This is a genomic window from Shinella sp., from assembly GCF_052438155.1.
In the GTDB taxonomy this organism is placed as follows: Bacteria; Pseudomonadota; Alphaproteobacteria; order Rhizobiales; family Rhizobiaceae; genus Shinella.
On sequence record NZ_JBQVPI010000006.1, the window covers coordinates 40,076 to 60,913 of the forward strand.

At 63.1% G+C, this 20,838-nt stretch carries 26 protein-coding genes and 1 riboswitch; of the genes, 3 read left to right on the forward strand and 23 right to left on the reverse strand.

All coding sequences use genetic code 11. The features are described from left to right. Positions 1–22 precede the first annotated feature (22 nt). The gene (locus ACT6VE_RS13070; RefSeq protein WP_444799026.1) at positions 23–535 is read right to left on the reverse strand and encodes a flavin reductase; all 513 of its coding nucleotides are present in this window, start codon (positions 533–535) and stop codon (positions 23–25) included. A gap of 10 nt (positions 536–545) precedes the next feature. Beyond that, positions 546–2,105, reverse strand: coding sequence for a 4-hydroxyphenylacetate 3-hydroxylase N-terminal domain-containing protein (locus ACT6VE_RS13075; protein ID WP_444799027.1), 1,560 nt, complete (start codon positions 2,103–2,105; stop codon positions 546–548). Positions 2,106–2,197: 92 nt separating this feature from the next. Here ACT6VE_RS13075 and ACT6VE_RS13080 point away from each other — a divergent pair, with 92 nt between their 5' ends. Next, complete coding sequence (locus ACT6VE_RS13080) at positions 2,198–3,079, forward strand: helix-turn-helix domain-containing protein (protein WP_444799028.1); 882 nt, start codon at positions 2,198–2,200, stop codon at positions 3,077–3,079. Here the strand turns inward: ACT6VE_RS13080 and ACT6VE_RS13085 are convergent, their stop codons facing one another. Together ACT6VE_RS13085 and ACT6VE_RS13090 are read right to left on the reverse strand one after the other, a co-directional pair. Then, complete coding sequence (locus ACT6VE_RS13085; RefSeq protein ID WP_444799029.1) at positions 3,080–3,367, reverse strand: DUF2218 domain-containing protein; 288 nt, start codon at positions 3,365–3,367, stop codon at positions 3,080–3,082. It lies immediately after the preceding gene. Further along, a complete protein-coding gene (locus ACT6VE_RS13090; RefSeq protein WP_444799030.1) occupies positions 3,367–3,924 on the reverse strand; it encodes a PadR family transcriptional regulator in 558 nt (185 codons plus the stop codon). The genes ACT6VE_RS13085 and ACT6VE_RS13090 overlap by 1 nt, the downstream gene beginning before the upstream one ends. A 129-nt stretch (positions 3,925–4,053) precedes the next feature. Between ACT6VE_RS13090 and tsaA the strand changes: the two genes are divergently transcribed. Next, the gene (gene tsaA, locus ACT6VE_RS13095; protein ID WP_444799031.1) at positions 4,054–4,575 is read left to right on the forward strand and encodes a tRNA (N6-threonylcarbamoyladenosine(37)-N6)-methyltransferase TrmO; all 522 of its coding nucleotides are present in this window, start codon (positions 4,054–4,056) and stop codon (positions 4,573–4,575) included. Here tsaA and ACT6VE_RS13100 read toward each other — a convergent pair. Beyond that, positions 4,572–4,781 carry a TOBE domain-containing protein gene (locus ACT6VE_RS13100; RefSeq protein WP_069060988.1) on the reverse strand — a complete coding sequence of 70 codons (210 nt, stop codon included), beginning with the start codon at positions 4,779–4,781 and terminating at the stop codon, positions 4,572–4,574. The genes tsaA and ACT6VE_RS13100 overlap by 4 nt on opposite strands. Positions 4,782–4,919: 138 nt before the next feature. Between ACT6VE_RS13100 and ACT6VE_RS13105 the strand changes: the two genes are divergently transcribed. Continuing rightward, positions 4,920–5,753: an amidohydrolase family protein gene (locus ACT6VE_RS13105; protein WP_444799032.1), complete on the forward strand. Its 834-nt coding sequence runs from the start codon at positions 4,920–4,922 to the stop codon at positions 5,751–5,753. Here the strand turns inward: ACT6VE_RS13105 and ACT6VE_RS13110 are convergent, their stop codons facing one another. From ACT6VE_RS13110 to ACT6VE_RS13195, 18 genes are all read right to left on the reverse strand, one after another. Continuing rightward, positions 5,754–6,359 carry a thiamine phosphate synthase gene (locus ACT6VE_RS13110; protein WP_444799033.1) on the reverse strand — a complete coding sequence of 202 codons (606 nt, stop codon included), beginning with the start codon at positions 6,357–6,359 and terminating at the stop codon, positions 5,754–5,756. Continuing rightward, positions 6,356–7,129 (reverse strand): thiazole synthase, encoded by a 774-nt coding sequence (locus ACT6VE_RS13115; protein ID WP_444799034.1) that lies wholly within the window; start codon positions 7,127–7,129, stop codon positions 6,356–6,358. Before ACT6VE_RS13115 ends, ACT6VE_RS13110 begins: the two co-directional genes overlap by 4 nt. 1 nt (position 7,130) lies before the next feature. Next, entirely contained in the window at positions 7,131–7,328 is a 198-nt protein-coding gene (gene thiS, locus ACT6VE_RS13120; protein WP_444799035.1) for a sulfur carrier protein ThiS, read from the reverse strand. Next, positions 7,325–8,305: a glycine oxidase ThiO gene (gene thiO, locus ACT6VE_RS13125; RefSeq protein ID WP_444799036.1), complete on the reverse strand. Its 981-nt coding sequence runs from the start codon at positions 8,303–8,305 to the stop codon at positions 7,325–7,327. The genes thiS and thiO overlap by 4 nt, the downstream gene beginning before the upstream one ends. 2 nt (positions 8,306–8,307) lie before the next feature. Further along, positions 8,308–10,131, reverse strand: coding sequence for a phosphomethylpyrimidine synthase ThiC (thiC, locus tag ACT6VE_RS13130; RefSeq protein ID WP_444799037.1), 1,824 nt, complete (start codon positions 10,129–10,131; stop codon positions 8,308–8,310). 93 nt (positions 10,132–10,224) lie between these two features. Next, a riboswitch (TPP riboswitch) is annotated at positions 10,225–10,341 on the reverse strand. A gap of 134 nt (positions 10,342–10,475) precedes the next feature. After that, positions 10,476–11,192, reverse strand: coding sequence for a Bax inhibitor-1/YccA family protein (locus ACT6VE_RS13135; RefSeq protein WP_444799038.1), 717 nt, complete (start codon positions 11,190–11,192; stop codon positions 10,476–10,478). A 28-nt stretch (positions 11,193–11,220) separates the two neighbouring features. Then, positions 11,221–11,994 carry an anti-sigma factor family protein gene (locus ACT6VE_RS13140; protein ID WP_444799039.1) on the reverse strand — a complete coding sequence of 258 codons (774 nt, stop codon included), beginning with the start codon at positions 11,992–11,994 and terminating at the stop codon, positions 11,221–11,223. Next, entirely contained in the window at positions 11,981–12,526 is a 546-nt protein-coding gene (locus tag ACT6VE_RS13145) for a sigma-70 family RNA polymerase sigma factor (protein ID WP_444799040.1), read from the reverse strand. Before ACT6VE_RS13145 ends, ACT6VE_RS13140 begins: the two co-directional genes overlap by 14 nt. Positions 12,527–12,579: 53 nt before the next feature. Further along, positions 12,580–13,017: a YqaA family protein gene (locus ACT6VE_RS13150; protein ID WP_444799041.1), complete on the reverse strand. Its 438-nt coding sequence runs from the start codon at positions 13,015–13,017 to the stop codon at positions 12,580–12,582. A gap of 332 nt (positions 13,018–13,349) precedes the next feature. Beyond that, positions 13,350–13,574 carry a hypothetical protein gene (locus ACT6VE_RS13155; RefSeq protein ID WP_444799042.1) on the reverse strand — a complete coding sequence of 75 codons (225 nt, stop codon included), beginning with the start codon at positions 13,572–13,574 and terminating at the stop codon, positions 13,350–13,352. 115 nt (positions 13,575–13,689) lie between these two features. Next, a complete protein-coding gene (locus ACT6VE_RS13160) occupies positions 13,690–14,397 on the reverse strand; it encodes a TfuA-like protein (protein ID WP_444799043.1) in 708 nt (235 codons plus the stop codon). After that, entirely contained in the window at positions 14,394–15,578 is a 1,185-nt protein-coding gene (locus tag ACT6VE_RS13165; RefSeq protein ID WP_444799044.1) for a YcaO-like family protein, read from the reverse strand. The genes ACT6VE_RS13160 and ACT6VE_RS13165 overlap by 4 nt, the downstream gene beginning before the upstream one ends. A 19-nt stretch (positions 15,579–15,597) precedes the next feature. Beyond that, the gene (locus ACT6VE_RS13170; RefSeq protein WP_444799045.1) at positions 15,598–15,858 is read right to left on the reverse strand and encodes a hypothetical protein; all 261 of its coding nucleotides are present in this window, start codon (positions 15,856–15,858) and stop codon (positions 15,598–15,600) included. A 32-nt stretch (positions 15,859–15,890) separates the two neighbouring features. After that, the gene (locus ACT6VE_RS13175; RefSeq protein WP_444799046.1) at positions 15,891–17,699 is read right to left on the reverse strand and encodes a hypothetical protein; all 1,809 of its coding nucleotides are present in this window, start codon (positions 17,697–17,699) and stop codon (positions 15,891–15,893) included. Between the two features lie 6 nt (positions 17,700–17,705). Then, positions 17,706–18,146 (reverse strand): helix-turn-helix domain-containing protein, encoded by a 441-nt coding sequence (locus ACT6VE_RS13180; RefSeq protein ID WP_444799047.1) that lies wholly within the window; start codon positions 18,144–18,146, stop codon positions 17,706–17,708. Positions 18,147–18,277: 131 nt separating this feature from the next. After that, a complete protein-coding gene (locus tag ACT6VE_RS13185) occupies positions 18,278–19,039 on the reverse strand; it encodes an amino acid ABC transporter ATP-binding protein (protein WP_444799048.1) in 762 nt (253 codons plus the stop codon). After that, positions 19,036–19,716, reverse strand: coding sequence for an amino acid ABC transporter permease (locus tag ACT6VE_RS13190; protein ID WP_444799049.1), 681 nt, complete (start codon positions 19,714–19,716; stop codon positions 19,036–19,038). The genes ACT6VE_RS13185 and ACT6VE_RS13190 overlap by 4 nt, the downstream gene beginning before the upstream one ends. A 106-nt stretch (positions 19,717–19,822) precedes the next feature. Further along, positions 19,823–20,596, reverse strand: coding sequence for an amino acid ABC transporter substrate-binding protein (locus ACT6VE_RS13195; RefSeq protein WP_444799050.1), 774 nt, complete (start codon positions 20,594–20,596; stop codon positions 19,823–19,825). Between the last annotated feature and the right edge of the window lie 242 nt (positions 20,597–20,838).

Below are 20,838 nucleotides of genomic sequence, written 5' to 3' on the forward strand. Positions count from 1 at the left end.
GTCAAGAGGCTTCTGTCGCGTGTCAGCCGCCAAAGCTTCCCGTCTGCGTCGGCACATGCACATAGTTGCGATCGAAATAGAGCAGTGCATGCCCGTCGCGCCGGCAGCGGATGTCCACCACCTCGCCGATGAAGATGTTATGGGTGCCGACGAGCCGGGCTTCCGTCAACCGGCAATCGAAGGAGACGATGGCGTCCGCCAGCGCCTGGTTGCCCGAGGGCAGGTCCGTCCAGTTGGCATCGGCATAACGTGCCGCCATGTCCGTCTGCTGTCCTGCGAAAGAGGCGGCGAGCGCCTTGTGCTCTTGCGTCAACACATTGACGCAGAAGCGCTGGTTCTCGATGAACAGTTGCGTCTGGGCCGACCGGCTGTTCATGCAGACGAGCAACGTCGGCGGTTCGTCCGTTACGGAGCACATGGCGGTGGCGGTAAAGCCGCCGCGACCGGCGTCTCCCTTGGTGGTGATCACATTGACGGGCGCGCAGACCCGCGCCATCGCGTTGCGGAACTCGGTTTTCGAGATATGGGTGTCCATGGCGCGGCCCTCATTCGGCCGCGTCGCGGACAGCGTCGCCACCCTGCGGCGGCAGCCAGGTATCCCCCGTCCAGCCGCTCTCGTCGTAGTCGGCCATGCATTGGTCGACGAGCGCTTCCATCTCCTTCAGCCGTCCGCCGCGCTCGGCGCCCTTCAGTACCTGGAGGCGCACCTCTTCCGGCGCACCGGCATAGTTCAGCTCGTAGAGTGCGTGGCGGCCGCCGAATTCCGTGCCGGTCGCGTCCCACAAGAGCTTCATGATCTTGATGCGCTCGATATGGCCCATGTCGTTCGAACCGCGCACATATTGCGCGAGATAGCGGTCGATCTGCGGATTGGCAAAATCCTTCACGGAGGAGGGCAGGTAGATGAGGCCGGAGGCGACCGTGCGGCGCACGATGTCGATGACCTTCGGATAGGCCTCCGACATGAACGTGCGGTAGCAAAGTGCGGCTTCGAGGTTCGGCAGCACCGCCCCGTTCGCCCAGGGGATGGGATTGTAGGCCATGGCGTTCGAGAAGGACCAGAACTGGTGACGGATGGCGATCACCTCGCCGAGCATCGCCTGGTTGCCGCGGAAGGCATCGCCGCCGGTGGCGCGCAAGGCCTTGGCGAGCAGGCCGGCCAGAAAATCCATCTTCACCGCAAGCCGTGTGCAGCCCTGGAAACAATAGCCGTGCATGAAGCCTGAGGCCGGATGGAAGGAGAGGATTTTCGCCGCGTCGCGCAGCACCAGCACGTCCTCCCAGGGGATGAAGACATTGTCGAGCACGAGGATCGCGTCGTTTTCATCGAAGCGCGAGGAGAGCGGGTAGTCGAAAGGATGGGCCGCGGTGCTCGCCGTCTGTTCGTAGGAGGTGCGGCAGAACATCTTCACGCCCGGCGCATTCATCGGCACGATGAACATGACGGAGAGCGACGGGTCCTCGGTGACGGTCGCCGAACTCTGGGCGAGGAAATTGTAATGCGTCAGCGCCGAGGACGTTGCGACGACCTTGGCGCCGGAGACGTAGATCCCGGCATCGGTCTCCTTGGTGATGTGCACGAAAACGTCCTTCACCGCATCGGCCGGCTTGTGGCGGTCGATCGGCGGGTTGACGATGGCGTGGTTCATGAAGAGCACACTTTCCTGCGCGCGTTTATGCCAGGAAAGTGCATTGTCCTTGAACGGCCCGTACCAGTCGGCATTGGCGCCGAGCGTGTTCATCAGCGCGGCCTTGTAGTCCGCGGTGCGACCCATCCAGCCATAGGACATGCGCGCCCAGTCGGCGATGGCGCCCTGCTGTGCGACAAGATCGGCGGCGGAATGGGCGACGCGGAAATATTTGTGCGTGTAGCCGCCGGAACCGGTGTCGGTGGGAGACGTCAGCCGTTCCTGACGCTTCTGATCGTGCAGCGCATCGTACATGCGGGCGATGGAACGCGCCGAGTTGCGCATCGAGGGGTGGCTGGTGACGTCGGCGATGCGCTCGCCGTTGATATAGACCTCGCGTCCGTCCCTGAGGCTGGCGAGATATTCGGCGCCGGTGAACGGCCGGGTCTTGTCGCTACGATGGTCTTCCGCACGCATGGTGATCCTCCTCAAAATCCTGACAAATGCTAGGTCGGGGAGGCGGGCATGGCCATGGACAAACCGGGCAATTCGCTGGTACTTTTTCCGGCATGAAGGACCGCAGCGACGTCCCCACCTTCTTTGTCTATGGCGAGCCGAGCCGCGCGCTCGACGTCGGCTTCCTGCATGTCGAAACCGTCATGGAGCGAAAAAGCCTGCATTTCGGCCGCGTCGCGCCGCACAAACATCCATTTATGGGGCAGGTCACCTATTGGTTCGCCGGGGGAGGGCGTTATCAGGTCGAAGATCGCACTTGGAATTTTTCCGCTCCGGCGATCAGCTTCGTGCCGAGCAATGTGGTGCATGGATTCGATGTCGGCGAACAGTCGGATGCCATTGTCGTTTCGATTTCGGACGACCTGCTGCGGGCCATTGGGCCGCAGGTCGATCTTGCGCTCGACGCACCGGTGCTCATTGCCGGTGAGGCGGGCGCTCCGGGCTGGAGCCGGATCGGCGCGCTGCTCGACATGGTGATGGAGGAATATCGCGGCGGCGCCGCAGCAAGTGAGCGGATGCTGGCAAGCCTCGTCGGCGCCGTGCTGTCGCTGATGGCCCGGCTTGGCGGCAATGTCGGCTTTGAGGCGGCATCGCCTGTGGTGGCGCTGGGGCTGGACCTGCGCCGGGCGATCGACCGCCATTACCGCGAGGACTGGCCGGTCGGACGCTATGTCGAGCGGCTGGCGACGACGCCGCACCTGCTCGACAAGGCGGCGCGCACTGTCTTCGGCCAGACGGTGAAGGAGATGGTACTGGAGCGGCGCCTGCTGGAGGCCAAGCGCCTGTTGCGCTTCACCATCCGCCCGATGGAGGATATCGGCCGGGAGATCGGCTTCGAGGACCCGGCCTATTTTTCCCGCTTCTTCCGCAAGCGCATGGGCCTTTCGCCAACGGACTGGCGCCGGCAGAACTCGGAAGCTGCCGGCGCCGGCTGATCAGGCATCCTGCCAGTCGACGGCGAGTTCCTCGCGGAAGGCGAAGCGGACGAGATGGCGGATGACCACGTCCTTCAGCTGCTCCATGTCGTCCGCGCTCGGTGCGGTGAGATCGATGTGCAGCGCGCTGCCGACCGCCTTCAGCCGGCAATCGCCGACCGAAAAGGAAATCTCTCCGGCCTGTTCATCGAAGGTCACCGGCCGCTTGTGGGCAAAGTGCTTGCAGAGCTGCTGCAGGTAGCGGCTGGCATGTTCAGTCGGAATGGCGGTTTTGCTGGCCGTCGTCATCAGCTCTTCTCCACGGTTTTTGCGGCAAGATCGAGCGCGGCGGCAATGGCTTCGGCTGCCTCTTCGCTCAGGTCACCGCCACGCAGGCGCAGCCGCATGGCGAGTTTCAGGTTTTCCATGGCGCGCACGACGGGTGCCGGTACGCCTTCGCGACCTCCCGGTCCCTTGCCGGCGCGGGCCATGAGTTCGTCGATCGCGGCGCGGTTGGCGGAGAGAAAGGCTTTCCCCTCCGGCGTGATGCTGTAGCGCTTGCGCCCGCCTTCCGCCGGTTCGATCACGGCATAGCCCATGTCGTCGAGCCAGGAGAGCGTCGGGTAGATGACGCCCGGGCTTGGGGTGTAGCTGCCGCCGAAGCGGTCTTCGACGGTCTTGATCAGCTCATAGCCGTGGCTCGGCGCATCCGCGATGATGGCAAGCAGCAGCAGGCGCAGTTCGCCATAGTCGAACAGGCGCCCGCCATGGCGGCCGCCTCGGCCAGGGCCATGGTGCCGGCCGCGATGGTGGGAACCCGAGTGATCGTCGGGCGGTGAAAAATGGCGGTGAGGGCCGCATCCCATTCTGTGTCTCATATTGCCGATATAAATCTCGATATATCGAAAATCAAGATATATCGAGATTTATATCTTTAAAAAGATTTCGGCAGTCGTTATCGTCGTATCTTAAAGAATATAGCGATGGAGATTTGCATGGTCCGGCTAAACGAAATTCGTCAAAACGAGGTCGTGGTCACACCACCAGCCGCCGTGGATGCGGAACTCGTCTTCATCGGCCGGATTTCGACGCCATGGACCTCGCGCATGGAAACGCCGCGGCAGGGGCGTCATGACGGGCCGGTTTGCACGATCGAGATTTTCGAGCCCTGGGTGCAGGCCCTTGCGGGTGTCGAGCGCTTCGAGCGGCTGGAGGTGCTCTATTGGTTGCACCAGTCGCGCCGCGACCTCGTGCTGCAAAGTCCGGCCTCGAATGGCGAGGTGCACGGCACCTTTTCGCTCCGCTCGCCCGTCAGGCCCAATCCGATCGGCACGTCGATCGTCGCCTTGGAGAAGATCGAGGGAAATCGTCTCTTCGTGCGTGGCCTCGATTGCCTCGACGGCACGCCGCTCATCGACCTCAAGCCCGACCGCACACTTTTCAAGCCGATCGCACCGCCGCAGAAGGGCGATTACGAGACCGGCCAGGTGCATATGTGCAAGAAGATCGACGACTAATCGTCGATGGCGACCATAACGTCCGACGCCTTGATCACCGCATAGGCTTCCTGCCCGGCGGCAAGGCCTAAATCGTTCACCGCATCGTTGGTGATCGCCGCGGTGATGATCGAGCCGCCGACATCGATACGGACATGGGCGGTCGTTGCGCCGAGAACGACTTCGACGATCTTGCCCTTGAGGCGGTTGCGTGCGCTGATCTTCATCTTGTTTCTCCTATGCCTGCAGGGAGAACTAGGGGGGTGGCGCGGGATTGGAAGGGTGAGACTCAATCAGATCGGCAATTCGTATTTGAATGGATCATTCTTATGTGGCAGTCTTTGCCATTCTTGGAGGAGGCCCGGATGATCATCGATACACACCTGCATCTCATCTACCGGGATCGGCTCTCCTATCCGTGGCTCGCCAGCGTGCCGCCGCTCGATGCCGATTTCACGCAAGAAATCTATGCGCGCGAAGCGCGCAGGGTCGGCATCGTCGCCGCTTTGCATATGGAAGTCGATGTCGCGGAGAGCGATATTCCGCGGGAAACAGAGATGGTCGAAGCGCTCGCGCGGGAGGAAGGCAGTCTGCTCGTCGGCGCCATCGCCGCCTGCCGGCCGGAGGTGCAGGATTTCCCGGCCTATCTGGAAACGGTGCTTGCCAATCCCTTCGTGCGCGGCTTCCGCCGTGTGCTGCACGTCGTGCCGGATGATGTTTCCGAGGGCGTGCTGTTTCGGGAAAACATCAAGCGACTGGCGGGAACCGGGCTCAATTTCGATCTCTGCGTCTTGCCGCACCAGATCGAAAAGGCGATCGCCTTGGCCGACCTCGCCCCCGATGTCTCCTTCGTGCTCGACCATTGCGGCGTGCCGGACATCAAGGGCGGTGGTTTTGACGTGTGGAAGGGACCGGTCGCGGAGATTGCGCGCCGGCCGAACGTGACGGTAAAACTTTCCGGCATTCCGGCCTATGGCGCGGAAAACTGGACGCTAGAGGATCTCAAACCCTATTTTACCCATGTTGCGGACAGTTTCGGCTTCGACCGCATGGTCTGGGGCAGCGACTGGCCGGTCTGCACGCTCGGCGGCGGGCTCTCCACCTGGATCGGCGCGACGCAGGCGCTGCTCTCCGGCGTCAGCCTGGAGGATAAGGCGCGCGTTTTCGCGGACAATGCCAAACGCCTCTGGAAGCTTTGATCAGCGCCAGCGCGCGGTACGCTCGATCCATTCGCGTGTGCGCGCCTCCGGGTCGGCATTGAGCGTAATGTCGGTCACCACGGCCGCACTGTCGGCACCGTTTTCGAAAACGGCGGAGAGGCGACCCGGGTTAAGGCCGCCGATGGCGACGAGCGGAAGAGGGGCGATGCGTGTTTTCCAGTCCCTGAGCCGTTCGACGCCCTGCGGTGCCCATTTCATCTTTTTCAGGATCGTCGGCCAGACCGGCCCCAACGCCACATAATCGGGTTTTTCCGCCAGCGCGATTTCGAGTTCGGCCTCGTCATGGGTGGAAAGGCCGAGCTTCATGCCGGCGGCGCGGATGGCGGCGAGATCGGCTGTAACCAGATCCTCCTGGCCGAGATGCACGAAATCGCAGCCTTCCTCGATGGCGACCCGCCAATAGTCGTTGATGATCAGCTGGCAGCCGTGTTCGGCGCAGATCGTTTTTGCGCGCCGGATTTCCGCGCGCAGCCGGTCCTCCGGCAAATCCTTCATGCGCAGCTGCACGAGTTTCACGCCGACCGGCACGAGGCGCTCGATCCAGTCGGCGCTGTCGACGATGAGGTAGAACGGGTCGAGCTTCATGAGAAGACGGCCTTTCCGATGACGGGGGTGGAGGGAACGGCCATGTCGCGCGGCTCGAGCGGGACGGCAGCGTGGGCGAGGTGGCCGGCCGCGATGGCAAGCGCGAAGGCTTCGGCCATGGCGGCCGGATCGCCGGCGCCGGCGACGGCGGTGTTGAGGAGCACGGCGTCGTAGCCGAGTTCCATGACCTGGGCGGCGTGCGAGGGGCGGCCGATGCCGGCATCGACGATCAGCGGCACATCCGGAAAGTGTGCACGGAACGTGCGCAGCGCCATCGGATTGACCGGCCCCATGGCCGAGCCGATCGGCGCGCACCAGGGCATGAGCACCCGGCAGCCGGCTTCCAGCAGCTTTTCTGCCACGACGAGATCGTCGGTCGTGTAGGGAAAGACCTGAAAACCCTCACCACTCAGGATGCGGGCCGCCTCGATGAGGCCGAAGACATCGGGCTGCAGCGTATCGTGATGGCCGATCACCTCCAGCTTGATCCAGTCGGTGCGGAAAACCTCCCGCGCCATCTTCGCCGTCAGCACAGCCTCCTGCACGCTGTGGCAGCCGGCGGTATTGGGCAGGACGCGCACGCCGAGCTCACGGATCAGCTCGAAGAAGGCGCCACTCGCCTTGCCGCCGGACGTCTCCCGGCGCAGCGATACGGTGACGATTTCCGTTTTGGAGCGCCGCACCGACTCGGCCAGAATGGCGGGGGAAGGATAACGCGCGGTGCCGAGCAGCAGGCGGGATTGAACCTCGATATCATAAAGCTTCAACACATCAGCCTCCCTGCATGGGTGACAGGATTTCGATGCGGTCACGGTCTCCAAGCGTGAAGCCGGCGCGATCCTCGTGGTGCACCAGCTCACCGTTCACCGCCGTCGCCAGCCATTCGCCCTCGTAGTCGAGGGTGGAGAGCAGGTCGGCGAGTGTGGCGGCCGCAACCTGCTGTTCCTCGCCATTGATGATGAAGGTCATGATGCCCGCCTTTCCGGTTGTCTCTGTTCTGCCAGAAGCCGCCGTGCGACCTCGCCCGCCATGGCAGGGGCGAGCAGAAAGCCGTGCCGGTAGAAGCCATTGACGTGGAGAGTGTCGCCGTCTTCCGTCACACGGGGCAGGTTGTCGGGGTAGGCAGGACGCACGCCTGCGCCTGTTTCCACAAGCCGCGCTTCCCCGAAGGCGGGGTGGAGCGCGTATGTGGCATTGAGCAACTCCATCAGCGAACGGGCGGTGATGGGGCCGGTATCCTCACTTTCGATCATGGTCGCGCCGACCATAAAGCGGCCCTTGTCGCGCGGCACGATGTAGATCGGATGGCGTGGATGCAGTAGGCGGACGGGGCGGGAGAGGGTTATCTCGTCGCTTTCGAGCGACAGCATTTCTCCGCGCACGCCCCGAAGGTTCGGAAGGCGGCCGATCCGGGCAGCACCCGTGCAGTCGATCACCCGATCGTAGCGGGCTGGCTCGCCGGCTGCGCCGAAGAGGAAACGCATGCGCGCCTCTTCAAGGCCTGCGGTCAACGCGGAAAGCGCCTTGCGAGGATCGAGATGCGCCTCCTGCCGGAAGAACAGCGCCTTGCGGAAACGGCCGGCGAGATCCGGCTCGAGAGCCGAGATCCCTGCATCGTCCAGCCATTCCCAGCCGCTGGTGCGGCCGGCAAAACGGTCGAGTTCGCCGGCATCGCGGCCGCCAGCGACGACCAGGGTGCCGCGACGGTACACATGGCCGGGCAGGGCGGCCTCCCACCAGTCGGCGGCCATGCGTCCGAGCGTCAGCACTGGCTCCTCGGCGCTTTCCCGCTCGCACCACGGTGCCAGCATGCCGCCGGCAAAGCCGGAGGCGCCGGTGCCGACTTTTCCGGCGCGCTCTGCAATCGTGACGTCGAAGCCGTGGCGATAGAGCTGCCAGGCGACCGTCAGGCCGGCAACGCCGGCCCCCTTGACGAGAACGCGCATGGTCATTCTCCGGCCGGCGTTTGACCGAGCGGCATGTAGAGGTCGCCGCCCTCGCGGAACTTTGCGGCCATTGCCTCCAGCCCCTCCTTCTGCGCTTCGGCGCGGATATCGTGCGAGATGCGCATGGAGCAGAATTTCGGGCCGCACATGGAGCAGAAATGCGCCACCTTGTGCGCTTCCTTCGGCAACGTCTCGTCGTGGAAGGAGCGCGCCGTTTCCGGGTCGAGCGAGAGGTTGAACTGGTCCTCCCAGCGGAACTCGAAACGGGCGCGCGACAATGCGTCGTCGCGTAGTTTTGCCGCCGGATGGCCCTTGGCGAGATCGGCGGCATGCGCCGCGATCTTGTAGGTAATGACGCCGACCTTCACGTCGTTGCGATCCGGCAGGCCGAGATGTTCTTTCGGCGTGACGTAGCAGAGCATGGCGGTGCCGAACCAGCCGATCATCGCCGCACCGATGCCCGATGTGATGTGGTCGTAGCCGGGAGCGATGTCGGTCGTCAGCGGCCCAAGCGTGTAGAACGGGGCCTCGCCGCAGACTTGCAGCTGCTTGTCCATGTTCTCCTTGATCTTGTGCATCGGCACATGGCCGGGGCCTTCGATCATGACCTGGCAGTCCTTCGCCCAGGCGATCTTTGTCAGCTCGCCGAGCGTCTCAAGTTCGGCAAACTGTGCCGCATCGTTTGCGTCGGCAATCGAGCCGGGGCGCAGGCCATCGCCGAGCGAGAAGGTGACATCATAGGCGCGGCAGATGTCACAGATTTCCTCGAAATGCTCGTAGAGGAAGCTTTCGCGATGGTGATGGAGACACCACTTCGCCATGATCGAGCCGCCGCGCGAGACGATGCCGGTAACGCGATTGACGGTGAGCGGGATGTAGGGAAGGCGCACGCCGGCGTGGATGGTGAAATAGTCGACGCCCTGCTCGGCCTGTTCGATCAACGTGTCGCGGTAGACTTCCCAGGTCAGGTCCTCGGCAATGCCATTGACCTTTTCCAGCGCCTGGTAGAGCGGCACCGTGCCGATCGGAACGGGCGAATTGCGGATGATCCATTCGCGGATATTGTGGATGTTGCGGCCGGTGGAGAGATCCATGACGGTATCCGCACCCCAGCGGATCGCCCAGACCATCTTTTCGACCTCCTCCGCCATGGAAGAAGTGACGGCGGAATTGCCGATATTGGCGTTGATCTTCACCAGAAAATTCCGGCCGATGATCATCGGCTCGGCTTCCGGATGGTTGATATTGGCGGGGATGACGGCGCGGCCGCTCGCGACTTCCTGGCGAACGAATTCCGGCGTGACGAAATCCGGAATGTGTGCGCCAAAACTCTCGCCGTCGCGGGCAAGCGCCTCCTTTGCCGCCTTGCGGCCGAGGTTTTCGCGGATGGCGATGAATTCCATTTCCGGCGTGATGATGCCGGCGCGGGCATAGGCAAGCTGGGTCACCGCCTTGCCGTCCGTCGCCCGGCGGGGATGGTTGCGGACGGGGAATTCCGGCGTCAGGCGTTCGCCGGTGGCAAAACCGTTGTCTTCCGGGCGGATGTGGCGGCCCTCATAGCCCACAGTGTCGCCGCGGGCTGAAACCCACGTTTCGCGTAGCCGCGGCAAGCCGCCTTCGATTGCGACGACATGGCTGAGGTCGGTGTAGGGGCCGGAGGCATCGTAGACCACGACCGGCGGCTCGCCGGAGGTCGGGTGCAGGGAAATCTCGCGCATCGGCACGCGGATATGCGGGTGCTGTTCGCCGGCGATGTGGATCTTGCGCGAGGCGGGCAGGGCGCCGGTGGTGACGGTGGGGGTAAGCTTTTGGGCGGCAATATTCATCGTGAGGCTCCAAGTTTTCGTTTGGAGACCCAGTCCTAGAGCCGGAATGATGGAAAGACGCCGACACGGAATCCGGACGTCGGACCACCTGTCAAAACAGCGCTTGCACCGTCCCTACGCCAGTATGAACTGGATCAGGTTCAACGGGTCACTGCGCTGCGAAAGCTAGCAGAATCTCAGCCCCTTGTCGGGACCCCCCTGGTGAATGCCTTAAGCAAAGACGCTACGGGGCGATTTGTCAACACGGTAAAATATGTAAGTTTTTTCTTACGTTTTGTTGCGGTGCGCACAAACAGAAACGGCGGGGTTTTGCCCCGCCGTTTCCTTTGAAATCAGTGCGAAAACTATTCGCGTTCGCCGGTGAAATTCAGCAGCAACTGGAAGATGTTGACGAAGTTCAGGTAGAGCGAAAGCGCACCGAACACGGCCATTTTCTGCTGCGATTCCTGGTCGATGTTTTCGGCATATTGCGACTTGATGTTCTGGGTGTCCCAGGCGGTGAGGCCGACGAACACGAGGATGCCGATCACGGAAATCGCGAATTGCAGGGCGCTCGAACCGAGGAAGATGTTGACGATCGAGGCGATGACGACGCCGATCAGGCCCATGATCAGGAACGAGCCGAACTTCGACAGGTCACGCTTCGTCACGTAGCCGTAGAGGCTCGTCGTGCCGAACATCGTGGCTGCAATGAAGAAGGTGCGCGCGATGCTCGTGCCGGTGAAGACGAGGAACACCGAGGCGAGCGACAGGCCCATGACGGCGCAGAAGGCCCAGAACATCATCTGTGCCGTGCTGGCCGACATGGTCTGGATCTTGAACGAGAAGAAGAAGACGAAGGCGAGCGGCGCCAGCATCACCACCCACTTCAGCGGCGACGAGAAGATCGGCACGTAAAGCGCCGGCGTCGAGCCGACGATGAAGGCGACGAGGCCGGTGATGACCAGGCCTGCGCCCATGTAGTTGTAGACGCGCAGCATGTGCTTGCGCAGGCCCTCGTCGAAGAGGGCGGCCGACTGCGCCTGTGCGCCGTAGCCAAATCGCTGTTGTACGGGTTCCATCATGGGTCTCCTTCGGTGGAACGGTTGATCAGTAAAGCGTGCGCGAGAGATCCCGCGCGGTTTCCGCCAGGTCGTCGGCCTTCCGGCTTTCCGACACCAGCGCATAAGCGACCTCGCCGATCTGCCAGTAGGCGGCCCGGGCATTGTCGGCGTGGAAGAGCAGGACGTGCTGCACGGCAAAGGAGCCGGGGCGCACGGCGAAAAGCGACAGGCGTTCGCCCTTGCGGGGTTCAAGCACCAGTTCGACGCTCGGGCCGTAGGCGGATGGGAAGACCTGGGTATCGACCACGGTCCAGCCTTTCGGCAGGTTCGGCAGCACGATGGCTGTCGCCGAGCGAATCTCGGCCGGATCGAAAATTTCGATTTCGGGCTGCGAAGCCATGGAGTCGCGCAGCAGCGTCGTCTTGTGCGCCCTGACGGCCTCTTCGACAAAGGCCGGCGGTGGCGTGGAGGCAATGACTTCCGTTGCGCCGAACGGCCCGAGCGTCGCATGCGCGATCCAGCCGGCGGCAACAAAAAGCGCGATGGTGGCGGCGCGGCGGAAGACCGAGAAGATGCGACGGCGCGACAGCGCGCGCTCAAGCAGGCGCGCGGCTTCGCGCGTTGCCTGCCGGGTCACCGTGCGGTGGTCGGCGAGCGCCAGGCGCAGTTCGTCGCGCACGCGAAGATCCTTCATGGTCTGGGCGGCGATTTCCGGCCGTTCCGAAAGATAGGCCTCCACCTCGATACGTCGGCCGACGGTAAGCTGGTCGTCGACATAGGCGTTGAGATCGGATTCGAGGATGGGGTCATTGCTGGTCATCGCCAGTACCTCCGACGATTCTGAGATGCGTGACCGGCGCGGCGGCGCCGTTTTGTTCAAAGGCCCGCAGCCGCTGGCGGGCGCGGGCGACCCGCGACATCAGCGTGCCGACCGGAATGCCGAGCGTATCGGCTGCTTCCTGGTAGGAAAGCTCTTCGATGGCGACGAGGTGCAGGGCTTCGCGCTGCTCCTCCGGCAGGGTGAAGAAGGCGTTGCGCAACTGCGTGAGGCGCACCGAATGGTCCTGGTTTGCCGGCGAGGATGTTTCCGCCATCTCGGCAGCGGCGTCGTGGCGGCGCTTTTGCGAATGCCGCTGGCGCAAGCGGTCGATATGGGCATTGTGCAGGATCGACATAAGCCAGTTGCGCACATTCGCGCCGGTGCGGAAGGTGGACTGGCGCTCATAGGCCTTCACCAGCGCGTCATGCACGAGGTCTTCCGCGTCGTCCGGATTGCGGACGAGCGACAGCGCATAGCGCCGAAGCGCCGCAAGCTGTCCGATCACGTTGAAGCCGGGTGTCTTTCCGTTCATGTCCCAATATACGAGCGCTGCGTGGCTCTCATTCCATCGCCGACGAAAAAAATTCAGAGCCAGTGCAAAACGAGCGCGGCGAGCACGATATAGCGGCCGAATTTGGCGATGGAGACGACGAGCAGGAAACGCGGGAACGGTTCGCGCATGATGCCGGCCGCGACCGTCAACGGATCGCCGATGACGGGCAGCCAGCTCAGAAGCAGGCTCCACCAGCCATATCTGCGATACCACTGCCCTGCGCGATCGAGGTTTTTCGCACTGACGGGGAACCAGCGGGCATCGCGGAAGCGTTCCACGCTGCGGCCGAACAGCCAGTTGACGACGGAACCGAGCACATTGCCGATGCCGGCGACAAGGACCAGGATTACTGGCGAATGGCGGCCGGTGGCCAGCAATCCGGCGAGCACCGCCTCGGACTGGGCGGGCAGGATTGTCGCGGCGACGAATGCTGCAAGGAAGAGGCTGCCATAGGCTGCAAGAGCGCTCACCGCCTATGCAGACCGACGCGTCTTTAGCACCGCGCACACCAGGGGTGCCAGGGCATGGAGTGCCTTGTTGAGGATGATGGCCGTTGAACCGAACATGCCGTTCTCCGTTCCAGACGCCGGGATGGCCGTCTTGCGGCTCCTGCGTAACGGTTCCCGGCTGCCGGGAAAAGACCGGATTGCCATTTCCAGCGCGCGGGCTGGATGGACGGCGTGTCAGGCTATGGATCTCGAAGATCGGCGGCGGCCCGCAGGTTCGGGCCGCGCGCACGATCAGCGCCGCGGAGGAGGGCGGCGGTTTGGCTTCGGCCGGCGGACCGGCCGATCTCTTTTGTTCAGCAGAGTGCCGAACGATTCATCAGCATGATGTCACTGGATGTCAGCATCATGCGGGATGGTTCGTCGATCTGGTCCAGCACCGCTCTCAGCGCCTTGTCCAGGCAGAATTCAACGACTTCGGCATCCAGCGACTTGGCCGATTCCAGCGCAAACGCGACGAGACGCGCCAGCGCCAGCAGTTCCGTACCGCGGTCTTCCATTTCAATGGTGTCGATGTTCATGTCCGTGCCCCCGGAGCAACGCTCACTCTGTACCCCTGACAGCGAGTATAGGCGTGACTCTCGGGCTCTGCGCGTGACTTGAGCGTGACACACGCGGAATGGGAAATTGCACGTTCTATTGCTTTTCCGGTTGATCGGCGACAGACCGCCAAAGCGTGGTTGCCCTGAATGACCAGTCTCCGCGTTTTGCAGGGGTTTGAGGGGAAAAATCCACCATCGCACGGACAAGGGCGAGCGCGTCCGCGCGCTTCTGGTTCACGGTCGCTGCATGGAGAAGTTGTAGGATCTGAGCGCGATCTTCTGCCCTTCCAGCGGCCTTGATGATCGCAGGCCAGGTCCGGTTCTTGTAAAAGAGTGCCGCGGCAACATCACGAAAAGTTGATATGATAGACTTATCAAGACCCTCCAGCCGATCCAGCGTGGCGTCGACATTGACGAGCGGAAGGGAAAGTGCGGGATAACCCAGCTCGGCGGGGCCGTGCAGAAGGGCGACATCCGCATCGTCGACCCGGCGGCCTGCGGCGTAATCCTCATAGATGCGCCCGACGCCGATCATGCCGAAGGCATCGCATTCGGCCGCGCGCAAAGCCCCCATGCTGGCGGCGCCATAGACCGCCACGCCCTGATCGAGCGCGTGGAGGATTTCCTTGTGCCAGACGGGAGCCACATGCTCGAAATTGCCGTCGACGATGCCGATCGCTGTTGCGCCGTCTCTCACCGCGCGCAAGACGTCACCATGCGCGGCGGGAGGGAGGGCATGGATTGCATCGCCGCAGAATGCGGCGGCGTCGGGAAGGCTGGGACCGACGAAGAGAATTTTCATGGGGTGCCGAACAACATGCGGGACAAAGCGCGGGACCCAAGGGCGTGCCGGCGCGCGCCTTCCGGATTTTCCAGAGCAGGCGCGACAACCTTGACCACGGAAATGGGAAGCGAAGCGTCGCCGAGGGGCACGGCGACGATTTGTGAAATGCCGGATGCCGTGAGCCGCTCCAGGCAATAGGCCAGGAGGGCTGCGGCGTCGCCCTGCGGTGCAGTGTAGGTCTTTGCCGGGCTGGGCGATGATTCGAACAGGGCAAGCGTCTCTGCCGCCAGGGGGCGAACAAAAGTTTCCGCAAAAAGATCGTCCCGTGCGCCGCTGATATAGGTCAGGCGCGACTGGGCGACTTCGGTGAGCGCCCGGATGATGGCCCGCCCGGCGACAGGATGCGTGCCATAGCCGATCGTCGCGTCGTGGAAGAGCGGCTGTTTCTTTTCGAGAAGGCCGGTGTCGCCCAGCATGGCGGCATAGGTCGGGATGGCAATGTCGCTGGTAATATCGAAAAGACGCAGATCCAGTCCGGCATGACCGAAACGGGTGACCAGCGCATCGACGACCGGGTCGGCGAAGGCCGTCGGGTCGATGGCGGTTGCGAGCCGCCTTGCTCGAGGCAGCAGGCGCCAGAGGCGGTCGGCATCCCGCTCGATACGTTCAAGCAGGCCGTGCAGAATGGCTTCGGTCTCGCTGTTGCCTGAAGCGAGGCCGTCGGAGGATTGCCAGAAGCGTGGCGCAGTATCGGTCCTGTCGAGACACACGGCTTCGCGTGGCACCCAGACACGTTTGCCCGTCACGATATCATGGCCGGCAAACCATTCGAGCGTTTCGTCTTCCGTCAAGAATGCCCGGTTGGCGGCAACAAAGATGTCGAGCGGCAGGCAGGCGTCGCCGGCCGTGGCGAAGTCGCGGCGCGAGGCGTGGCGAACAGGCACGAGAGGCTCACCCGCAATGGCACGCTCCAGCGCCTCCATGGCGGCGGAAACCCGTGCGTCGATATCGGTGATGCCCTTGCCCTGGTTGATGACGATCGAACGGGCATTGGGGCTGACGGCGTTCCAGACCGGAATACCGACCCGGTCGAGCCCCGTCAGGCGGGAAAGGCGTGTGACGCCGAACCGAGGCAAGAGCGCCTCGATCCGGCTCCAGGTCTGTTCTGGACTGCAGATGCGGTCCGAGTAGGTCGTCACAGAGCGATCCGTTGGTCGCTCAATTGTCCATGAAACCGCCGGACGCGTCCATGAAGCCGCCCGAGACATCCATGAAACCGCCGGAAACGGCATCGGCCGAGGAGGCAAGTGCCGCGAGGTTGACGCCCTTGGTGATCGTAGCGCCAGCCTTGCGCAGGTCGTCGGCGGCCTTCAGCGCGCCAGTCGTCGGTGCGCCGATCTGCGTGATCGTGCCGGCGTCGAGATCGGCGAGCCACAGGCCATCGTCACCCTGCACACCCAAAACCACGAGTCTTGTCATATCAGTCCCTCTCCGTTGTTACGCCGTGCTTCTCAGAAGCCGGCTTTCTTCAAGCCATCATAATAGTGCTTGCGCTGCCACTCTTCCTTGAACGGCACGATTGCCATCCAGGAGTCGAGATCGAAATTCGGGTGGATGTCGTAGGTGCGGCGGATGAACTGCCGCGCCTTCTTCATATCGCCGAGCATGCTCCAGCTTGCGGCCGAAAGACGGTCGGCAGGCGCACGGTCCTTCATGCGGGCGATATAGTCGAGCGCCTGCTGGTAATGGCCGAGCGAGTAGCTGGCGCCGGCGGCGGTCCAGAAATATTCGTCCGGCGGCAGCGGATTGAGTTCGATCGCATGCTTGATCTTCTCGAGGCCGACATCCGGTCGCGACGCCTGAACCAGCGTATCGGCGTAGCTCGCGATCACATTGGCATAGTGCGGGCTCAGCGCTTCGGCACGGTCGAGATAGGCGGCGCTTTCATCGAACTGGCGGGCATAGAGCTTGACGACGCCGAGTTCGCGGTAGCCAGAGGGCAGGCGCTCGTCGGCGCGGATGGCTTGCTCGGCGTGAAGTTCTGCCTGCCTAAGCAGATCCTGGTCGCCGCGCGCCGTCACCAGCCATTCGAGGAAATAGCTGCGGGCGAGCCCGCCGATTGCCGGGGCGAAGCCGCTACTCGCCTGCAGGGCCTCGCGAAAGCTCTTGCGGGCGCGACGGATGTCGCGCAGGTCGAGGTTCTTGAGCTGACCCTGCCCGACAAGGAAGCTGCGATAGGCGTCGGCGTCGCGTTCATAGTCGCTGCGCACGAGTTCGTTGCGTTCGACTTCCGTGGCGATCGCGCCGGCGATCTGGTGGGCAATCATCTGCCGCGAGCGGGCGAGCCCTTCCGCCGAGAGCGGGAAGCGGTCCGCCCAGATGACCTCGTCGCTGCCGAAGAAGATCAACTGGGCAAAAAGCGTATGGCGGTCGCCTTCATCGCGCAGCCTCGTTTCGAGGATGTAGCTGATCTTGTGTCGCTCGTAGGTGACGGCTCGGTCGGCCTGCAGCGAGATCTGCGCGGCGGTATGCGGCGCGATGATCGAGATGGAGCGCAATGCGCAGAGGCCGATCGTCACGTCCTCGATCAGCGCTTCGGAAAAGCGCGCGGCAGTTCTGGCGGCGAGCGTCGTCACCGGCGGCAACAGCACAACGCGCGGCGGGTTCTGCCGCGGCAGCGCGATGTCGACGTCCTCTGGTGTCAGCACTCTGGCGGGCTGCCGGAAGGTCATGAGGCTGGTAGAAACCGCCTGCCGGCCCGTCAGCACGGCGCGGACGTCCTCGTCATCGGGATTGCCTTCGAGCAGGCGCAGGGCGGCCGCTGAGCGCGCGTGCCGCGTCGTCCCCTCAGACGCCTTGCCGTCGAGCAGGGCGCCACGCAGGAGGGCGGCGTGGGCGGTTCTTTGCAGGGCAATCCAGCTTGTAAGTGCCCGGTTGCCAGGCTTGACGTATTTGAGAAAGTCGTCGGTCAAAAGGCTCGCAAGCAGGTTCAGGCTTGAGCCGTTGCGGACCTGCTCGACATCACTTGTGATCGGCTCCGGTCCGAGCGCGATCGTCGTGTCGGTGAAAGCGAGGTAGGTCCGGCCGAGCTCTCTCTGGCGCTTCTGCGCCCGGGAAACGGTCTGCCGCAGGTTGGCGAAGGCCGCCGAACCGTTGGCGTCTTCCCAGAAGAGGCCTGCTGCATCAGACCGCGGCATTTCGCTTATGCCGCGTGTCTGGAGATAGCAGAGGATCAGAAGCGCCTTTTCGGGAAAGGCGATTTCGTTACCGCCCTCGTCGAGCAGGCGCAGATGGCCAAGCGTCTGCAGCCGTGCTGACATTTGGGGTCAGGCTCGCAGTTCCGGTGCGTTTTCCGCGCGCTCGGCGGCCTGTTCGGCACTTGCCTTGGAAAGCGCGGTCGCGAGCGCTATGATCGACTTGCGTACGCCCGTATCTCCGATTTTCAGGAACGCGCGGTTGAGATCCAGGCCCTCCTTGGAGGAAACGAACGTGGACACGTCGCCGGTCTCGTGCGCGACACCTGCCGTCGGTATGGCGTTTTCGTCATCCTGGAAGAAGAAGCTCGGCGGCACGCGGAAAACATCCGCGATTGCCTGGAGACGGCTGGCGCTGATGCGGTTGGTGCCCTTCTCGTATTTCTGTACCTGCTGGAAGGTCACGCCCAGCCGGTCGGCAAGCGCCTCCTGACTCATGCCGACCATCAGCCTGCGCAGGCGCACGCGCGATCCGACAAAAATGTCGATGGGGTTCGGTGTTTTCTTGATCATGAGATTTCTCCCCTATGGGACATGCCGGGGCATGGCGAGGTATGGATATCTCCTCATTCTGCTTGAATCGTCCGCGCGATGCAACTGCCGCGACTAGGAATTTAGCACCTCACGTAACGGAAGTGTCGCATTTAGATATCGTAGCTGTGCGGTGCGCTGAGCGAGGCGATGAATTTTTTCGTGCGGTCCCGTTCGGGTGTCGAGAAGAGGGCACGCGGCGGCCCTTGCTCGACGATCACGCCGCCATCGAGGAAGACGACGGTATCGGCGACGCGGGAGGCAAGGCGCAGGTCATGCGTCGCCATCACCATTGTCGTGCCCTCGCGGGCAAGCCGGCTCAGCACCTCGACGACTTCCTCTGCAAGCTCCGGATCGAGCGCCGATGTCGGCTCGTCGCAGAGCAGCACGCGCGGGGAGGGGGCGAGCGCACGGGCGATTGCGACACGTTGCTGCTGGCCGCCGGAAAGCGTTGCCGGCCAGGCATCGGCCTTGTGCGCCATGCCGACCTTTTCGAGCAGTTCGAGCGCGCGTGCGCGGGCCTTGTCCGCCGGCCATTTCAGCACGGTGACCAGGCCTTCCATCACATTGGCGATGGCCGTCTGGTGCGGAAAAAGCTGGAAATTCTGGAAGACCATGCCGGTCTGGCGGCGCAGCTTCTGGATGGCCGGCCAGCCGACCTTGCGGCCGGGGGCGAAGTCGATTTTTTCCTCGCCAAGCCTGATGGAGCCGGAGGTCGGCGTCTCGAGCAGGTTGATGCAGCGCAGCAGCGTGCTCTTGCCGCCGCCGGAAGGGCCGACGAGCGCCGTCACAGTGCCTTCCGCCATGGTCAGGCTGATGTCGCGCAGCACGTGGTTGTCGCCGAAGCGTTTTTCTATGTGGCTGAGCTCGATCATGTGCGGGCCTCCAGGAAGCCGCCATAGCGGGCGAAACGCTTTTCGAGCCGGACCTGCAGGGCAGAAAGCACGGAACTGAGCGCCAGATAGATCAGCGCCGCCTCGATATACAGGATCAACGGCTCGTAGGTGGTGGCGACGATGCGCTGCGCCGTCTGGAACAGTTCCGGCACGGTGACGGCGGCGGCGAGCGAGGTGTCCTTCACCAGCGAGATGAACGTGTTGGAGAGTGGAGGCACGGCCACGCGGCTCGCCTGCGGCAGGATGGTGCGGCGCATCGCCTGCGACCAACTCATGCCGATCGAGTAGGCCGCCTCCCACTGGCCGCGCGGCACCGAGGCGATGACGGCACGGATGATTTCCGACGTGTAGGCGCCGACATTCAGCGTGAAGCCGATGAGGGCGGCGGGGAAGGCATCAAGCAGGATGCCGAGGCTCGGCAGGCCGTAGAAGATGACGAAGAGCTGAACCAGCAGGGGCGTGCCGCGGATCACCCAGACGTAGAAGCGCGCAATAGCGACGAGCGGCCGCGGTCCGAACAGCCGCACGACGGCGGTGACGAGACCGAGCGCGAGCCCCAGCACGAAGGACAGCAGGGTGAGCGGAATGGTGAAAATGAGTGCCGCCCAAAGGAGGGGCACCAGCGAGTCCAGCATCAGTTGAAGCCACGGCGGCACGGAAAACCCTCCGGAAAAGCGGCTGGCCGGAGTGATCCCCGGCCAGGTTGCAAATCTATCTATATGCGAGGAACGGGCCGCCGCGAAGCGCTGCCTGGCCTAAGAATTACTTCGAGACGTCCTGTCCGAAATACTTGTCCGAGATCGCCTGGTAGGTGCCGTCGGCCTTGATCTCGGCAAGCGCCTTGTTGATCGCTTCCAGGAGTTCCGGCTCGCCCTTGCGGATGATGACGCCGGAATAGTCGGCATTTTCCTGTTCGGTGGCAATCTTCACGTTGGCGTCCGGCTTGTGCTTCTTGAAGTCGAGGAAGGACAGGCTGTCGTTGATCGTGGCGTCGGCGCGGCCGGTCAGCACGAGCTGGATCGACTGGTCGAAACCGTCGGTGCCGACGAGTTCGGCACCGGATGCTTCCGCGATCTTGCCGAAATTGCTGGTCAGCGACTGGGCGGATTTTTTGCCCTTGAGGTCGGCGAAACCCTTGATGCTGTCGTCATCGCCGCGAATGATCAGAACGGCCTTCGAGGCGATGTAGGGCTCGGAGAAATCGTATTTCTGCTTGCGCGCCTCGGTGATGCCGACCTGGTTGATCACGGCGTCGTAGCGATTGGCGTCGAGGCCGGCGATGAGGCCGTCCCACTTGCCTTCAAGAAACTCGGCCTTGACGCCAAGTTTCTTGGCGATCGCCTCGCCGATTTCGACGTCGAAGCCGACCAGCTTGCCGTCGGTGGCATGGAAGGTGAAGGGCGCGTAGGTGCCTTCGGTGCCGATCTTCAGTGCGCCAGCCGATTGTACGGCGGCGAGGTTTTCGCCGGCCAGGGCGGGGGCGAAAACCGCAACTTGAAGAGCGGCCGCGACGGCGAGGGTTTTCAACATGTTCATCTTGGAACTCCGTTTCTGGCGGTGAATTGAGTGCGCGATTTTTCGCAGAAATTCTTGCGAAACGATGGGCAGAAAACTGCGAATAATTTCGGCAAACGCAAATATTTTTCTCATTTCTTGCCGTCCATCGGACCTGCAGGCCGCTTTTTCCCTGATTTTTCAAGCTTTGCGGAGGTTTGCCGATCGCTGTGCATTTCCTGTTTTTAGGGTCTTGCCAAGTGCACAAACAGGGACAATTGATT

What these genes read in the sequence shown, in the direction of transcription:
- ACT6VE_RS13070 (WP_444799026.1), bottom strand. Translation starts at nt 535, where the DNA reads ATGGACACCCATATCTCGAAAACCGAGTTCCGCAACGCGATGGCGCGG.
- ACT6VE_RS13075 (WP_444799027.1), bottom strand. Translation starts at nt 2,105, where the DNA reads ATGCGTGCGGAAGACCATCGTAGCGACAAGACCCGGCCGTTCACCGGC.
- ACT6VE_RS13080 (WP_444799028.1), top strand. Translation starts at nt 2,198, where the DNA reads ATGAAGGACCGCAGCGACGTCCCCACCTTCTTTGTCTATGGCGAGCCG.
- ACT6VE_RS13085 (WP_444799029.1), bottom strand. Translation starts at nt 3,367, where the DNA reads ATGACGACGGCCAGCAAAACCGCCATTCCGACTGAACATGCCAGCCGC.
- ACT6VE_RS13090 (WP_444799030.1), bottom strand. Translation starts at nt 3,924, where the DNA reads ATGGGATGCGGCCCTCACCGCCATTTTTCACCGCCCGACGATCACTCG.
- tsaA (WP_444799031.1), top strand. Translation starts at nt 4,054, where the DNA reads ATGGTCCGGCTAAACGAAATTCGTCAAAACGAGGTCGTGGTCACACCA.
- ACT6VE_RS13100 (WP_069060988.1), bottom strand. Translation starts at nt 4,781, where the DNA reads ATGAAGATCAGCGCACGCAACCGCCTCAAGGGCAAGATCGTCGAAGTC.
- ACT6VE_RS13105 (WP_444799032.1), top strand. Translation starts at nt 4,920, where the DNA reads ATGATCATCGATACACACCTGCATCTCATCTACCGGGATCGGCTCTCC.
- ACT6VE_RS13110 (WP_444799033.1), bottom strand. Translation starts at nt 6,359, where the DNA reads ATGAAGCTCGACCCGTTCTACCTCATCGTCGACAGCGCCGACTGGATC.
- thiS (WP_444799035.1), bottom strand. Translation starts at nt 7,328, where the DNA reads ATGACCTTCATCATCAATGGCGAGGAACAGCAGGTTGCGGCCGCCACA.
- thiO (WP_444799036.1), bottom strand. Translation starts at nt 8,305, where the DNA reads ATGCGCGTTCTCGTCAAGGGGGCCGGCGTTGCCGGCCTGACGGTCGCC.
- thiC (WP_444799037.1), bottom strand. Translation starts at nt 10,131, where the DNA reads ATGAATATTGCCGCCCAAAAGCTTACCCCCACCGTCACCACCGGCGCC.
- ACT6VE_RS13135 (WP_444799038.1), bottom strand. Translation starts at nt 11,192, where the DNA reads ATGGAACCCGTACAACAGCGATTTGGCTACGGCGCACAGGCGCAGTCG.
- ACT6VE_RS13140 (WP_444799039.1), bottom strand. Translation starts at nt 11,994, where the DNA reads ATGACCAGCAATGACCCCATCCTCGAATCCGATCTCAACGCCTATGTC.
- ACT6VE_RS13145 (WP_444799040.1), bottom strand. Translation starts at nt 12,526, where the DNA reads ATGAACGGAAAGACACCCGGCTTCAACGTGATCGGACAGCTTGCGGCG.
- ACT6VE_RS13155 (WP_444799042.1), bottom strand. Translation starts at nt 13,574, where the DNA reads ATGAACATCGACACCATTGAAATGGAAGACCGCGGTACGGAACTGCTG.
- ACT6VE_RS13160 (WP_444799043.1), bottom strand. Translation starts at nt 14,397, where the DNA reads ATGAAAATTCTCTTCGTCGGTCCCAGCCTTCCCGACGCCGCCGCATTC.
- ACT6VE_RS13170 (WP_444799045.1), bottom strand. Translation starts at nt 15,858, where the DNA reads ATGACAAGACTCGTGGTTTTGGGTGTGCAGGGTGACGATGGCCTGTGG.
- ACT6VE_RS13175 (WP_444799046.1), bottom strand. Translation starts at nt 17,699, where the DNA reads ATGTCAGCACGGCTGCAGACGCTTGGCCATCTGCGCCTGCTCGACGAG.
- ACT6VE_RS13180 (WP_444799047.1), bottom strand. Translation starts at nt 18,146, where the DNA reads ATGATCAAGAAAACACCGAACCCCATCGACATTTTTGTCGGATCGCGC.
- ACT6VE_RS13185 (WP_444799048.1), bottom strand. Translation starts at nt 19,039, where the DNA reads ATGATCGAGCTCAGCCACATAGAAAAACGCTTCGGCGACAACCACGTG.
- ACT6VE_RS13195 (WP_444799050.1), bottom strand. Translation starts at nt 20,596, where the DNA reads ATGAACATGTTGAAAACCCTCGCCGTCGCGGCCGCTCTTCAAGTTGCG.